The sequence below is a fragment of the Parafilimonas terrae genome (assembly GCF_900115755.1).
Lineage (GTDB): Bacteria > Bacteroidota > Bacteroidia > Chitinophagales > Chitinophagaceae > Parafilimonas > Parafilimonas terrae.
Genome location: NZ_FOXQ01000002.1, coordinates 121,352 through 137,479, shown reverse-complemented (window position 1 = coordinate 137,479; position 16,128 = coordinate 121,352). Strand labels below are relative to the sequence as shown.

Here is a 16,128-nt window from a genome sequence, read left to right as displayed (position 1 = left end):
TATTATCAAATCTTTTCCAATTAAATAAATTAGTAACAGGCTGATGATTTCTTCGAATGAAAGGAGCAACCTGAAGATTGCTCCTTGTAAAACCTGGCCTTTGAAAAAGTCCTCAACGAAGAATAAACCATTAACCCTGCTTGTTTTTTAAGTTTTTAGAGTTGAGCTGCTTGTATTTAAACCGAACGATCTTAAGCTTAACTTAAGCTGCCTATTATTTTTGTTAGTAATAAAGTTCCGGCGCTTCAGCATTGAAACTTATTGTTATATTAATAACCAGGATTCTGCGTTAGAACACCACCAGACCTGTCAATTTCAATTTGTGGTATGGGGAAAACTTCATCCTTCCCGATTTTATATTTAAAATACCCGGGCGTTACCTGGTTTTGCCATCTATCAGGATTAGTAAGATAATCGCTTGCAACGCCCCATCTTCTTAAATCCCATCCAAATTTTCCTTCAAAAGCAAACTCAACCCTGCGCTCATGTACAATTGCCCAAAACATATCTTCATAGCTTAGTGTTGAAGATATTGGCGATAATTGTTTTATATCATTTTTATTAACTGTATTAGGATCTGTTGTTGTACCCGTACGTGCCCTTACTTTATTTACATATTCCGCAGCTTTTGCACGATCACCTAATTCATTCATCACTTCAGCATACCACAACAATACTTCAGCATACCTAACCAAAGTGTAGTTGCTTGAATTATTCCAGCTAACCTGGTCAACTGTAACACCATTATTATTGGGAGGATTACCAATACACCATTTCCTGATGCCCAGGCCCGTTCCGTTTACTTTATCCATAAAAACCTGGCCGAAAAAATCGTCTTTGCCTTTACGGAAAATAGAGGCTGTTAAGCGTGGATCTCCTGCCTCATATTCCCATTCCAAATCCTGCGTAGGGCGTGTCCATCCCCAGCCGCCACCGGCAACATATCCTTCTCCATTTGGCGCATTAAGCACTGTTCCAAAATTATCTGTGCCTTTTTGATTTAATGCTGTGTATTGAACTTCAAAAACTGCTTCTGTGCTATTATCGTGCGTACCGTTAAATATATCGTTATAATCAGGGAGCAATGCATAGCCATAAGACATTATATCTTCCAATAAAACTTTGGCATCATTCCACTTGTGCTCGTATAAATATATCCGGGCAAGATATGCTTTCACTGCACCTTTATCTGCCCTTCCCATTAAATCGCCTGTATTCCTGTCTGCTATAGATGATTGCAAAGCCAATTTAAAATCAGCTTCAGCCTGGTCAAACAAATCGCTTTTTGTAATTGTATAATTATTTACTTTTTTGCTGTTGTCAAATTCAGCCGTTCTTACGGAATTAGGAACATTTAATTCAGATATACCTAAAGGAGTGGTAACCAATGGCGCTGTACCAAACATATACCCTAAACGAAATAGCCAAAAACCTCTTATGAAATAGAGCTCACCCATGTACCTGGACTTCAATGTTTCATCCATCTCAATTGCCGGTATTTTTTCTATTGCTTCATTAGCCAGTAAAAGCGCTTTATAACAACGCTGGTATAACATCTCCATCTGGTCTGAACTTGCTGAAATAATGGACTGCTGTATTTGATAATAAACAACAAGATCCGGGTGGGCCTGCACATCAGGGCCTGTTATATCTCCCATGGGCGTATAACCAGCCTGGGTGTTCCAGCCGTTTTGTCCATCTAATAACTGGAATGATTTATACGCGGCTGTTACCGCCATTTCAGCGTCATCAGCGGTTTTATAAAAATTATCAGTTGATACAACACCATACGGCATTTTATCTAATTGCTTATTACAAGCAGCGAAGGTTAAAAGAGATATAAAAAAGAAAATTGCTTTTTTCATGATTATTATTTTACTCTGTTTAGAATTGCACATTAATACCACCATAAAAAGATCGAGGCATCGGATATCCGCCATTAATACTTTGTTCAGGGTCCCATCCCGGATAAGTATTAATGCAGAACAGGTTTTGCGCTGCAATATAAAAGCGCAGCTTATGAATTACGTTAGCTGCTTTGCTGTCTAATAAACCTGTAAAATCATAACCAATCTGCAGGTTTTGAAGCCTGAAAAAATCAGATGACCTTAACCAGAAAGTAGATCTGCGATAGTTATCATTCGGATCACCCGCTACTACCCTTGGCACATAATTGCTTGTTCCCTCGCCTGTCCATCTTTGGTTATACATCCATGCAGAAGTTTGTTCGCCGCCTCTTGTTATTGCAAAACCAACCTGGTCTATACTTCTGACCGCTCCGCTTTGCCCATAAAAGCTTGTAACCAAATCAAACCCTTTATAAGACATAGAAATACTGCCACCATACGTGTTAGGTGCTACGGCAAATCCTAAAAATGTTCTGTCGCTGGCATTAATTACACCATCATTATTTAAATCCTTAAACCTTATGTCGCCGGGAGCAGCATTAGGTTGCGTTGGCGCTTTATCAATTTCATCCTGTGTTTGGAAAATGCCCTGCTGCACATAACCATACCATTCATTAATAGAATTGCCTATTGTAGTTTGGCTAAAGTCATTAACTATGGGCGACGGAACTTTTGTAACAATATTTTTATTATGCGTCCAGTTAATGCTCACATCGTATTTAAAAGATTTGCCGATCTGGTCGGAGTAACCTAATGTTAACTCAATGCCTGTGTTTGATACGCTGCCGGCATTCTGATAAGGCGCATTATCAACGCCGGAAGTTGCAAGCAAAGGAATCTGAACAAGAATATCAGAAGTGTTTCTTTTATAATAATCTGCTATAAAGGACAACCTGTTATTCAAAAAAGAAGCTTCCAGGCCCGCACCATAAGTTGATGTTTTTTCCCAACGAATATTAGGGTTGCCCAGGCTGGTTGGGCCAACACCGGTATATGTGGTGCCATCGCCGCCTGCGCCAAATGGATAATATAACCCGGTAGAGTTAAGCGTGGTTTGATATGGATATGTTCCAATATCCTGGTTACCCAAAATACCCCAGCTTGCACGAAGCTTTAAATTATTTACAGCAGATACATTTTCAAAAAACTTCTCTTTTGAAATAACCCAGCCGGCTGATGCTCCGGGAAACACACCTCTTCTGTGATTGGAAGCAATGCGTGACGTCTGGTCAATTCTTAAACTGCTGCTCAATAAATATTTGTCTTTATATGCATAGTTTATTCGGCCAAGATAAGACTGAATAGCCCATGCATATTTATTGCCTCCATTACTGATATTGCTGTTGCCGGCATCTATTACCTGCATGTTTGGATCGTTGTTCAAAAAATCATTTCTTGATGCACTTAAATTAGATCCGTTCGTTTGCTGAAAGGTATAACCAGCCATAACTGTTAAATTATGATCCTGGTTTATGCGCTTGGTATAAGTAAGGATATTATCAATTTCATAGTTAATATTCTCATTTTGATCTTCATAAAGCTCTGCAATCGGATGGTCGCCTATTAATCCTGCCGGGCCAAATGTGTAAGCAGGAATAAAGTGGTCCTGGTTCCATCCATAATATTCCGCATTAAGCGAAGTTTTGAATTTCAGGTCTTTAAAAATATCCCACTCCAAATATGTTGTTCCCAGCAATTTCTTCCATGTTTGTTTATACTTCCATAAGTTCACTGCTATTAACGGGTTCAGCATGGTTACAGGTTCTCCGTTATGTATGGCGGCACTGTAATCTCCGTTTGCGTCATAAACCGGTTCTGTAGGCGGAAATATCAAAGCGCGGTCAATTGCCTGGCCCCAATCTGTATTGTTCGATACGCCATAATTTACGTTCAGACTTATGCCTAATTTTAAATTGGGCAAGATGCGGCTATCATCACTTATTTTAATATTACCGCGTTTAAAATTTGTATTCTTAATTACTCCCTGGCCATCAAAATAATCTACAGCTATTGCGTAAGCATTATTTTTTGTTCCTCCATAGATTGACAGAGAGTAATCTTGCTTGAAGCCTGATTGCGTTATTTCATCAACCCAGTTGGTGCCTTTCCCATATGAACTGATTTCTTCCTGTGTAAAAGGCTGAGGCAAATTTGCTGCCCCATAATAATCATTTACCTGAACGGCATATTGCTTTGCAGTTAATGTAGGTATTTTATAACGAACCTGGTCAACTCCTGCATAAGCAGAGAAATTAACTTTCATAGGCGCTTCAAAATTGCCTTTCTTGGTTGTTACAATCACAACGCCGTTCGCACCTCTTGAACCATATATAGCAGCAGAAGCAGCATCCTTAAGAACTGTTATGTTTTCAACATCATTCGGGTTAAGATTTGCTAATCCATCATTGGTGATCATACCATCAATTACGATAAGCGGATTACTTGATGCTCCAAAAGAACCTGTTCCCCTTATTCTGATTTGAGTGCCGCTGTAAGGGGTTCCATTATTTTGAATTATCTGAACTCCGGCCAGTTTACCCTGGAGGTTTTGCCCAATGCCCACCGTTGCCTGGTTTTCCATCTTTGCTTGAGATACTACCCCGATAGACCCGGTCAAATCTTTTTTTGCCTGTGTGCCATATCCTACTACAACCACATCATTCAAGCCAGTGTCTGTATAATCTTTTAATGTAATATTAAGTGAACGATTATCACCAATTGTCACTTGCTCATCCATCTTACCCACATAAGTTATTTCCAGTGTTTGGCCTTTGGATGCACTGATAGAAAAAGTGCCATCAGCATTTGTGGCAACAGCGGTGTTACTGCCGGACACTTTAACAGTAGCCCCTGCCAGCGGAGCAGCATTTTCATCTGTTACTTTCCCGGTAACCGTAGATTGCTGTGCGAAAAGAAAAGATTGAAAACAGACAAGCGAAACGGCTATAAAAAATGTTTTTTTTATGGCCGTTCCGAAGTGCAATAAGCATTGCAGAAACATTGGCTGCATTTTTAAAAGAGAACCCATAGCGTTGTTTTTTGTTTTAAAGAAAATATAAAATGATAAAGCAAAAGAACTACTGTACACAGTTATTGAACTATGCATATTTAAAGCGAAGCCTAACCTATTTGCAGAGAATTAAATCCTTTCTTTATTATAATCCACCGAATCAGGGAAATAATTTTCAGCAAGACCTTCCGCTAAATAATCAACAGGTAAAATTTCATGAGGCATGGCGTTTAATCGTTTAAGCAAAATATACCTCAAACTTATATTAATTTAATCGTTTAAGCAAACTTTCTTTAGTTTTTTTAAACCCAGTTATAGTATTCTTTTTTGAGTACTTACGCAGCACAATGCTTACGTCTGAAAACAATTCTTATGAAGTAGTAAACAGGCGGTAACAACGGCGCCATTAATTACAATGCATTATTTTTTTACCAACATCATTTTAATCCATAAAAACTTATTTGCTTCGCCTGCCGTCTTAAACTGAATAGTTGCAGCGTTATTCAATTCTGTTATATGAATATCGCCTGCAAACATGTCTTTTACTTTTTGTTTGTCATTTGCTGAAGATGAATGCCAGCCTGCAATTTGTGTTTGGCGCTGCCAGATAGAAAAATCACAGCCTCCCGGTTGCTTTGCATAAGAAATAAAAAGTTTATAATAACCCGCAGGTATATCACCCAGGTTCACTTTCAGCATGCCGTTGTCAGGCGCTGTTATATCAAAACTCTGTCCTATATCATTATTATCCCACACTGTTTTAATATTCATGTCTGAACCTATTTCAACACTGGAAAATTGCGGGTAGATATTGATGGTATCAGGTATGTAAACCTTCGTATTTTCATTCGTAATGGATGATGATAACTGCTGTGGCCTGTCGCAATAGAAATAACTTACAGAAGTATATAAGCCGGGCACCGCATTGTGTTCGCCACCATGTTCTATGCTGTGATAAATATTTTTTTCAAACGACATTTTATCTGTGAAATAAAACCTATAGCCGCCCGTTCTTGCAAAAGCCAGTGAATAATCCAAAGCGCCATGCAATGGCAAACTCATTTTTGAATCCCAGCGGTTTAACAATGCATACCAGCCGCCATTAAAATAATCTTCGGAACCAGTGCCATGAAAACGCATGGTATTATCGATAACTGTAGAATCGTCACCTTCAAAAAAAATGGTCATACCTGTATGTAAGCCTTGTGCCTGTAATACAGTGCCTATATAATGCCCTTTGCCTTGTATGTTTAAAAAAACATGCGGTTGCCCATCTTTTGTTTTTTCACTGTTTCTATATGCATAAAATTTTCCTTCCTTATCAGCTTTCCGCGGCTGAAGTGTATAATAAATTTTTGCGTGCAGGCCAACGCTTGCTAACGCACTGTCTTTTGCATTCACATAACTAAATTCAATACGCGCTTTTTTATCAAAAGGCATTGGAATAAAACTGTAACAAATATTATTTTCTGAACCGGCCAGCAAACTTTGCATGGAAGGCTTCCCAAATGCAAAGCCAAAGAAATCTGCAACGGGGCAATCAATAGCCGGCAGTTTTTCATCATCCCAAAACACACGCATAATGATGTTTTTATACAGTGATGCAAAACTGCTGGAAGGACTGATTTCAATACCTGTAATTCTGCCGCCGGTATTCAATGCAAATACCTGTCTTGTATCGCCGGGCTTGATGGAAAAAGACGTATCAGTAATTTTTGTACCGGCATTGCTGGCTGCAATTGCTTTTGCTTTATGCACTTCGTTACTGTTCCATAAACCGCTGATTGCATTCAATGCATTTTTCACATCATCACCAATGTTCGTGGTGAAAGGTTCAACAATAGTTCCTTTATTATACAACCTGTAACCAATTTGATGAAACATCATTTTCTTTCCCCTGCTAACAATCACACAATGTTTTTGAAAGAGAATAGGAAAGTAACAGTAATAACCTCCAACCTGGTTACCACAAAGCGGCTGCACAAACGGGTAAACCTTACCAGAGAAAAGATCCATATAATTAATGGAGAGTGTTGGCTGTTTTGCATCATCAATATAAAAATCAAGTGTATCTGTAGTTGGTGTTGGCGTCCAGATGCGGTTAACAACACCTGTTCCTTTAACGTCAAAAATCACAAGGCTGCTGTCTGCATTTCTTCTTATAAAAGAATATTGCCCGCCAAAACCATCATTGTTACCACCAGTGGTATCATACGTTGAAACCTGCGCTGCATAAGTGTTTGAGCGATATGCCGGCAATTCATTAATATTATAAAATTGCTTCAACTCATCAACAGCGGTAACCGTTTTTTGTGCACATAACCCTGTTGCAGCACATAACAAACTACATAAAAAGATTAACCTCATTATGGTGATTATTATTTGTAAAAATTTTATTCTGATTTCAGTATGTAATCAACTTTTGGAAGGTTTAAATCTTCCAAAGATTGTTGTACAATTATGCCAACACCTTATGCCCTTTAATGGCATAATATAATATAAACAGGAATAGCGGTATGGGCACAAGAAAACCTGTTGCCATGCCGTAGTTATCAGCTACAGCGCCCATAATCGGCGGAAACACTGCGCCGCCAGCCACTGCCATTACCAGGTAAGAAGAAGCTTCCTTGGTATTATGACCAAGCGATTTTATAGCAAGCGCAAATATGGTAGGAAACATAATCGACATAAAAAAGAAAACACCGTAAAGCGCAATCAGAGAAACCCAGCCCATTTCAAACGATACTATGGGTAAAAGAATGCAAACCGCAAGTGTATAAAGCGCCAGCATTTTTGTTGGCTTAAAAAACTTCATCATAGCGCTGCCCGAAAAACGGCCGATCATAAATAACAAAAAGCCAAGCGATAAAAAGTAAGGTGCATATTCCACATCAAAACGCGGGTGCATGTCGTGATCGGTAACAAAATTTATCAGGTAACTAAAAACGCCTGTTTGTGCCGCCACATAACATGCCTGTGCAGCAAAGCCCATTGTGAAATGGCGGTTTTTCCATAATGGTTTGGGAGATATATAAGCCGGGTCGTCAACACTTGTTACGATACCGGTTTCTGAAGTTTGCGTTACCACACCACCGTGTGCAGCAATTTCATCCGCCTCTGTTATTTCAGGCAATTTTATGCGCATAAAAACGAATGCGATGGCTAAAACAACCAACCCTATTATAGCAAAGGGCAGAATGATTGAAATCATTTTTTCACCTTCCACGTGGCTTTGGTTGCCATAAATGTATAAGGCGATCAGTGGGCCTATCATCCACGCAAGCCCGTTGAAAGACTGGGAAAAATTAATGCGGCGTTCTGCCGTTTCGGGGGGGCCCAGTTTTGTTGTGTAAGGATTAGCCGCTGTTTCAAGTGTTGCAAGCCCTGCACCTATAATGAGCAGGCAAATTAAAAACAAAACAAAAGATTGAAAACTGGCTGTGCCGGCAGCTATGAGGGCGCCCGCAGCAAAAAGGGAAAGCCCGAAAATAATGCCCTTTTTATACCCGTATTTTTTTATAAACATGCCTGCAGGTATAGCCATGCCAAAATAAGCGCCATACAAGGAAAACTGGATAAAGCTGGATTCCCATTTTTGCAAATGCAGCATCATCTGGAAGTTTTTATCCAGCGTGTCGAGCATGCCGTGCGCTATTCCCCATAAAAAAAACAAAGCGCTGATGGCAGCGAAAGGGCCGAGATAATTAATGCCGTCTTTTACAAAAAGTGATGGTTTGTTATTTTTCATTCGTACAAATTTGTTTTTTCAATGGCGTTTATAAAATACCCGCAAAAAATATTTTTCACGGGTATTTTAATACAATTACTTTTTATTTATAAAGAGGCCCGTAATTACCACAGGCACGATAATCGGCGCCTTCCGTTTCAGAACCAAAGGCATTCCATGCGGAGGGCCTGAAAATTCTTTCTTCGTCAATATTATGCATACAAACCGGAATACGCAACATAGAAGCCAATGTTATTAATTTATGGCCAATATGACCATAACTTATAGCGCCATGGTTAGAGCCCCAATGCAGCATTACATTATACACATCGGTAAATGCACCTTTGCCTGTTATGCGTGGCACAAACCAGGTTGTGGGCCAGGTGATGTTTGTACGGTTATCCAATGTATCATGAACATGCTGAGGCAGGTCGATTGTTTCACCTTCTGCTATCTGCAATACGGGGCCTTGTCCTCTCACCAAATTAATACGGCACATGGTTACCGGCATGCCGCCTTTGGTTACAAATTTTGAAGAGTAGCCGCCACCCCTGAAATAACCTTTATCACCAGGATACCAGGTGGTTGCTTTTAAGCATGCATCAGCATCTTCATCATTAATTTCCCAGAACGGTTTCATGGCTGGTTTGCCATTTTTTTGTTGTTGCCCTGTTCCATCCAGTGTTGCAGAACCGGAATTAATAAGATGAATGAAACCATTGGCCGCTGAAGCTTCAGGCCTCCACCCCGTTACGCGTTCAACGGCCTCCGGGCTCCAGTAAGTTCTTACATCAGCAAATATTTGTGCAGTGTTGGTAAGCAGGTATCCAAACAACATGCTCACACCATTAAAGCAATCATTTTCTGTTGCCACTGTATAAGGCGCACGAATGCCGTTCCAGTCAAATGATGAATTTAATATGGCTTCAGAAAAATCACCGTTCGGTAAAAAATCCGTCCATTGCCGCTGGCCCTGGAAGCCAGATACGATTGCATTATGGCCTAATGCTTCTTCGCCAAAACCTTTATCTTTTAAATGCGGGTTACCCTGCATAAGGTCACGTATTATCATGGTCATTTTTACAACAAATTCCCAGTCTTTATCTTTTTGTTCTCTTGATGATTGTTTGCCTTCTTCATTTGCTAAATCATCGCCTTCCTTGCAACTTTTCTTTACCCATGCCAATGCTTTTTCAAATTCCGGTTCATCATAAATTTTCTTTTCTATACGGCGTAATACTTCAGTTGAATCAACATATTCATTACGCATACCGAGGTATTCCCTGAAGAAATCGGGCACTACAATTGAGCCTGCAATACCCATGCATACAGAACCAATGGCGAGATAAGATTTGCCACGCATAATGGCCACCGCCAAACCTGCCTGTGCAAAATTCAGCAAGCGCTCTTTTACGTCTTCAGGAATTGTTTCATCTCCTAAATCCTGCACATCCCTTCCATAAATTCCAAATGCCGGCAAACCAAACTGGTTATGTGCTGCCAGCGTTGCAGCAAGATAAACAGCGCCTGGCCTTTCCGTTCCGTTAAAGCCCCATATAGCTTTTGGCAAATGAGGGCTCATATCCATCGTTTCACTTCCGTAACACCAGCAGGGAGTGACAGATAATGACACGCCGACATTATTACGCTCAAATTTCTTTGCGCATTGTGCTGCTTCATGCACACCGCCAATGCAGGTATCTGCTATCACACATTGCACAGGCGAACCATCGGGATAACGCAATTCGCTTGTGTAAAATGCAGCAACATGCTGCGCCATCTTCATGGTAGTTTCTTCCAGTGATTCACGAATGCCACCTAACCGCCCGTCAATAATAGGGCGAATGCCAATCTTTGGATAATCTGTTTGTTTATTCATAATCTTATTTGTGAGTTGTGAGTTGTGAATAGTAAGTGATGAAACCCCGAACAATTAATTACAATTCAATCTTGTTTATTTTAAAGAAACACTCAATATCCAGGTTCTTTTTAATTGAGTATTGCGCATTAAACATTACTAATTAGTGCAGGGTAATTTATATTGATTACCATTTGCTCTCACTTATTTAAATGCTGTTTGTATTTCATTCAAAGACACGCCTAATACTTTCTGGCTGATTGCATCTAATGCTTTTTCATCGCCGGTGAAATGATACACCGATTGTTTATGCACGAGTGATTGATCAGGCTGCAGGAAAGCAGCAGGCGACACGCTTTCAATTTCATAGAAAGGGCCCATTTGCGAACCATCGGCCAAAGGCCCGTCGTTATAAGCATTTACTGCATCGCCGGAAAATGGCGGCTTTATTGTATTCCATTCCTGGTTTAAATATTTGGCTGATGCATCGGGCTCAAACATTGCAATTGTCAATACTTTATTTTCAGGATCATAGCTACCAATAGCGGGTTTTGCATATTTTGGTTTAATACCAAGTTTACCACGGCTTTTACCATCAGCTTTAAAGAAAAGTTTATCATCATCATGCTTTAATCTATCGGCAGGTATTTCACCGAAATAGTTTGTTGTGGCCACATCTTCAAATTTTACACCCTTTGCATTTTTATACGGCACAACAATCACGGTTGACGGCGTATTCTTCATCATATCCAATATCCATATACAAGGCATGCCTGTTGCTTCTGTCCAGGCGTCTTTGCCTGTGTTGGTCAATGTGTTTATTGTTTCATAAGCCACAGCCTTAACGCCTGTTTCCAGTGTTATGCCGGTGCCGGATTGTATTTCATCATTATTTAAAATAGCAACCGCCCTGGTAACCGATAATTGCAATGGCGTGTTATGGTAATTGGTGAGTTGCATATCCTTCTGCATGGTAACGCTATTGTCAGTTTGCGCTGTTACTTTCCATACTTCCGTATCGAATGCGGCCGGTGTTTTCCAATGATCAAAAACCATTGAATCGCCGGGGTTAAAGAATAAAGAAAAGCGGCCGCCTTCAGGGCCAAGCCATAAACGGTTTTCGCCGCCATAAGCATTCATGTGCGCATCTTCGGGGCCGCTGAAAGCTTTGTAATTTACCCAGCCGAAACTAAAACCGTTTTCCCCATCAACAGTTGATGTAAAAACTTTTGCCTGGTATTTAGGCGATACGATTACCTGTGCATTATCACCTGATTTTAATACAATAACACTATCATGCTGCTGCAAAAAATTTAAATCGTAACCAAATGTTCCCTGCGCATATTTTGATGAATCATTTGCTTCTGCCGTTTGCGTTTTATCAGTTGAATTATTACACGAAGATGCGAACATCATAAACTGCCCAATGATTAAGGTTTTAAAAAATAGTTTCATACAATAGTTTAATGAATAAACCTGCAATCGTTTCCTGATCATATTTTAATCGTTTAAGCTTACTATAAAAAATAATTTGAGTTGTTAGTTGTGAATGGCGGGCAGCCCCTGACATTTACTCCCTGAATTCATAATTCATTCCTGAACTGCTGCAATCATAGCTTGCTGCCGCAACTTTCACGAACGATCAACCTGGCTTCTACAATAACATCAGCATTTTTTTTGCTTTTATTATGCAGCCTGTTTAAAATAAGTTTTACGGCTTCTTTGCCAATATCAACAAGCGACTGGCTCACATAAGTAACCGGCGAATAGAAAAAATCGAAAGCATCACTTTCATCAAAAGAAATAATAGCTAAATCATCCGGCACTTTAATGCCCAGTTTATTTATTTCTTTTAAACCTGCAACAGCCAGCGAGTTGGTGGCAAAGAACAAAGCATCAACCTGCAAAGGCTTAAGTAATGCTTTTAACTTTGCGGCCACATCTTTTTCAATATTCTGATAGCTGGCTTCAACAAGCCATTGTTTTTTAAAACGGATGCTATTTTCTTTTAATGCCGCTTTATATCCCTGCTTTCTATCCTGCATGTGCGACTGCATTGTATCATAAGCCACCATGCCTATTCTCTTGCGGTTATTTTTAATAAGTTGTTTTACAGCCTTGCCTGCTGCATTAAAATTGTTGATATGAACACAATCAACTTTTAGCCCTGGAAAAAAACGGTCCATTAAAACAACAGGTATGCCTCTTTTTACAATGGTTTCAATTTGTTTTTCTGTACCCGATGCAGGCGCAATAATAAAAGCGTCAACAAGCCTTGTGGAAAATACGTCAATCAAATCAAGCTGCTTTTCTGCGCTTTCATCACTGCTGCCAAAGATTACCACATACCCGTGTTTTTTTGCTTCATCTTCTACAATTCTTGCTATAGTTGAAAAGAAGGGGTTTGAGATATCAGCTACAATCAACCCAATTGTTTTTGTTTTGCCCATTTTAAGGCTTTTGGCAATAAGGTTTGGCTGGTAATTCAATTCAGCAGCCGCTTTCCGTATTTTATTTGCCATGTCTGCACCTACCCTTGCCTCTTTTTCTTTTCCATTCAATACATAAGAAACCAATGCTACCGATACGCCAATATGTTGCGCTACGTCTTTAAGTGCTACCTTCTTTTCCACTATATGAGTATTAGGTCTGATCTTATAATTAAAAGCTCAAAGCTTTCTATAACCGGCTGGCTATATCTTCCGGATCTAAATTATCGCGTATCATTTTTTTAAGCCTGCCTGTTTTATCATATTCCGCAACAAAAGGAAAGCGCTGAATGTTATAATATTTCTGTACAACAAACGTGTAACCTTCTGAACCGACTTTTATATTTTGATGACCGGATAATTTATACATGTCATCAAAGGCTTTTACTGCTTTTAAATTTTCATAAGAAATCATTACAAACTGTTTGTCCTGTAATTTATCCATACGCTTCAGCATCGCTTGAGTAAACTCTTTACAATGATCGCAGGTGGGTGAAAAATAAATTAAAATAACAGGTTTGTTTTTGGAAAGCTGTTCATACGTGTAACCCTGGCCATTTGTGAGCCTTATTTTAAAGGGGGCAATACTGCTATTGCCGCCCTGAGAAAACAACTGCATATATATGAACAAACCAAAAAGAACGAGGATAAAACTTTTTTTCACTGTGCCTGCATTTTTAGATGAACTGTATTGTATTTGATTACAATATTACAGAAGCAATACTATTCCTGTTTAATTCACCTCCAAATGATCTTTGTCAGGCAATGGCGGAAACGGGTTATGCGGTTCTGCCTGGTACCAGAAAACTGTTGAAGCAATATCATCCTGCAATGGAAGATAACGGCCACCATCGCGCCAGCCAAGCGCCTGTATAGTTACTTTAAGATCCTTTTCAAACCTTATAGGATCTTTCAGGTGCCAGCGGTACATGCCAAACCTTTGTGCAATCTGATAATGACCATCTCCTTTAATCACCTGGTGAAGGCCTACATAAGGAGTAGAGAATTCTGTATAGTTCACTTCTTCCACACCGGCATCATTTTTTTTGCGTGTATCAAAATCATAAGAGCCGCAGAAATAATCTTCCGTACCAGTGCCATTGATGGTTGGATAATCAGTATCGCCATCCATAAAAAACTTAATTTCACCTTCGCCCCACCAGCCATTGTTATGCACGCCCCATGCCATGTAAGTGCCTACATACTGGCCTTTGCCAACAATGTTGTCAACCAATACATAATCTGTTTTATAAGGCAAAGGGTTTGTGCGGCGGAACTGTGCGTGAAAATAAGCAGCGTCCTTAGGCACATCGGTTAATGTATAATCAACCTGGTAATATAACACCATGTCTTTATCATCAATATTTTCCATGGTAATCCTGCATTTTTTCCTGAAAGGCATGGGCCAGTAACAATTAAATGCGCTGCCCGGGTTAACGTTAACAGCCAAAGAATTCATCTGCGCATATTTACCCCATCCCATACCAAAAAAATCGCCTACAGGTACTTCAACGGATGGAGTGGTTTCATCATCCCAATAAAAGCGCAGAATGGAATAACGCCAGTTGCCTGTTGGCGTCATCCAGATATGCTGAATAGCGCCGGGGCCTGTAATTTCCGCAACGGTAAAAGTTGTATGCGCTTTAATGATAACACTGGGACTTACTTTCCATCCTTTTCCTAAATCCCTTGATGCGCTAAGGCCGGTACCTGTTGTTGCCATGCCGCCCTTACCTTTTTCACCATTGAAGTTTTCAGGACTAATAGAACGAGTTTTGGCATCAGACATCATAAAAATGTTGCTGAGGTCTGAATTAATGCCGTTGAACGACTGCGCATAAGCGCCGCCACATATAAAACTTGCTAAAACAAATAATAAGTTTTTTTTCATGTGTGTATTTTTTGGTTTGTTAGTACATGGATTTTTACCACGATTATAAATTATTTAATTCATTAAGGCCGTTTGGTTTTTTGAAACCTGTTATGCATTTATGGCTTATTCATTCCAGCAACCTGTGGCACTATGTCCGCAGGCGTTTTTCTGGTTAATCCAAAATAAAACTTTTGACCTGAATAATATTTTTCCCTCATTTCAAAATTCTCAAATGCCACGCCGCCCGGAATATCAATATAAACGTTTTTGTTCGCACTGCCACCACTCCAATATTTGGCCCTGCCGTTTACCCGCACAGATAATGACGTATCCGCCTGCAACTTTTCTTTTTTCCAATATTGGGTTAGTTTAAAAAAAGGACGATAACGCCAGCTCCATCTTGCATAATACACTTCCTGCTGCGGCCACGATGAAAGCGAAGCAAAACTTTCGTTTGTTTCAGCCAGAACAATATAATCATCATTTTTATCTCTTAATAATTCATTGAGAGGATATATTTTCTTTTCTATAAAATCAATTCCATCAAACCCGTTGTATAATTCTCCTGCTTTTATTACTTTATTTTTTAAGTATAGCAAACGCAGCCTTGAATAATTACCCATTGTAGCAGTTAATGCACACCGCTGCATAGGCGCACTGTTTTCTTCATTGAGTATCTCAAAGCACAGTTCTTCAGGATTATCACTGCGAATACTAATCTTAAGATATGGATGTGCGCCGTTTAAAAATTGCTCCATAAAAACATACAGAGAGAGTTGTTCTACATCAGGATGCCGGGCATCAGGATGAGTAATCACGCCGCGGCTTATGGCAGCAGGATAATAGCGCCCGGAATTAGAACTATCACTTGCCCACATCAGCTTTCCCCATTTGCCATCCACACGTGATGGAGAGATTTCACTAAATTCCATTTCACCATTTACTACCGGTTCTACAGCAATGAAATTTATCATATCAATATGTCCTTTAAATTCATAACCAACACGTATTAAACCACGTGGCCCGCCTTCTTTTTCTTTTACCGGGTTTTCAATGTCATATGGCCATAGGCCAAAAACAATTCCGTTGCGGATGCCCCATACAGCAGGGCTTTTTTCGTTTACCGGCCTTATCCATTTTATATTTTCTGATATAGTTTGCGTTTCAGATTTTTTACAAACGAATAAAGCCAAAACAAAAAGAGGAAAAAGTTTTTTATGTAGAAAACGGGAATACATTTATTAATCTTCTATTACAACTGTTA

The 16,128-nt window shown here is 39.6% G+C and carries 10 protein-coding genes; all 10 read right to left on the bottom strand.

From position 1 onward, the window contains the following. Window positions 1-269: 269 nt before the first annotated feature. A complete protein-coding gene (locus BM015_RS05360) occupies window positions 270-1,865 on the bottom strand; it encodes a RagB/SusD family nutrient uptake outer membrane protein (RefSeq protein WP_177191822.1) in 1,596 nt (531 codons plus the stop codon). Between the two features lie 19 nt (window positions 1,866-1,884). Further along, window positions 1,885-4,935 (bottom strand): SusC/RagA family TonB-linked outer membrane protein, encoded by a 3,051-nt coding sequence (locus BM015_RS05355; protein ID WP_177191821.1) that lies wholly within the window; start codon window positions 4,933-4,935, stop codon window positions 1,885-1,887. A 402-nt stretch (window positions 4,936-5,337) separates the two neighbouring features. Then, a complete protein-coding gene (locus BM015_RS05350) occupies window positions 5,338-7,284 on the bottom strand; it encodes a glycoside hydrolase family 172 protein (protein WP_090655603.1) in 1,947 nt (648 codons plus the stop codon). A gap of 91 nt (window positions 7,285-7,375) precedes the next feature. Continuing rightward, the gene (locus BM015_RS05345) at window positions 7,376-8,665 is read right to left on the bottom strand and encodes a sugar MFS transporter (RefSeq protein ID WP_090655599.1); all 1,290 of its coding nucleotides are present in this window, start codon (window positions 8,663-8,665) and stop codon (window positions 7,376-7,378) included. 82 nt (window positions 8,666-8,747) lie between these two features. Continuing rightward, complete coding sequence (locus BM015_RS05340) at window positions 8,748-10,523, bottom strand: L-fucose isomerase (protein ID WP_090655596.1); 1,776 nt, start codon at window positions 10,521-10,523, stop codon at window positions 8,748-8,750. A 183-nt stretch (window positions 10,524-10,706) separates the two neighbouring features. Further along, window positions 10,707-11,957 carry a DUF6786 family protein gene (locus BM015_RS05335; RefSeq protein WP_090655594.1) on the bottom strand — a complete coding sequence of 417 codons (1,251 nt, stop codon included), beginning with the start codon at window positions 11,955-11,957 and terminating at the stop codon, window positions 10,707-10,709. Window positions 11,958-12,112: 155 nt separating this feature from the next. Next, window positions 12,113-13,135, bottom strand: coding sequence for a LacI family DNA-binding transcriptional regulator (locus tag BM015_RS05330; protein ID WP_245751238.1), 1,023 nt, complete (start codon window positions 13,133-13,135; stop codon window positions 12,113-12,115). Between the two features lie 46 nt (window positions 13,136-13,181). Further along, window positions 13,182-13,655 carry a TlpA family protein disulfide reductase gene (locus BM015_RS05325; RefSeq protein ID WP_090655588.1) on the bottom strand — a complete coding sequence of 158 codons (474 nt, stop codon included), beginning with the start codon at window positions 13,653-13,655 and terminating at the stop codon, window positions 13,182-13,184. Window positions 13,656-13,724: 69 nt separating this feature from the next. After that, a complete protein-coding gene (locus BM015_RS05320; protein WP_090655584.1) occupies window positions 13,725-14,882 on the bottom strand; it encodes a glycoside hydrolase family 172 protein in 1,158 nt (385 codons plus the stop codon). Window positions 14,883-14,980: 98 nt separating this feature from the next. After that, a complete protein-coding gene (locus BM015_RS05315; RefSeq protein ID WP_143075758.1) occupies window positions 14,981-16,057 on the bottom strand; it encodes a hypothetical protein in 1,077 nt (358 codons plus the stop codon). Between the last annotated feature and the right edge of the window lie 71 nt (window positions 16,058-16,128).

Bases quoted from the DNA above. Each gene is read 5' to 3' on its own strand.
- BM015_RS05340 (WP_090655596.1), bottom strand. From the start codon at position 10,523: ATGAATAAACAAACAGATTATCCAAAGATTGGCATTCGCCCTATTATT.
- BM015_RS05345 (WP_090655599.1), bottom strand. From the start codon at position 8,665: ATGAAAAATAACAAACCATCACTTTTTGTAAAAGACGGCATTAATTAT.
- BM015_RS05335 (WP_090655594.1), bottom strand. From the start codon at position 11,957: ATGAAACTATTTTTTAAAACCTTAATCATTGGGCAGTTTATGATGTTC.
- BM015_RS05355 (WP_177191821.1), bottom strand. From the start codon at position 4,935: ATGGGTTCTCTTTTAAAAATGCAGCCAATGTTTCTGCAATGCTTATTG.
- BM015_RS05320 (WP_090655584.1), bottom strand. From the start codon at position 14,882: ATGAAAAAAAACTTATTATTTGTTTTAGCAAGTTTTATATGTGGCGGC.
- BM015_RS05350 (WP_090655603.1), bottom strand. From the start codon at position 7,284: ATGAGGTTAATCTTTTTATGTAGTTTGTTATGTGCTGCAACAGGGTTA.
- BM015_RS05360 (WP_177191822.1), bottom strand. From the start codon at position 1,865: ATGAAAAAAGCAATTTTCTTTTTTATATCTCTTTTAACCTTCGCTGCT.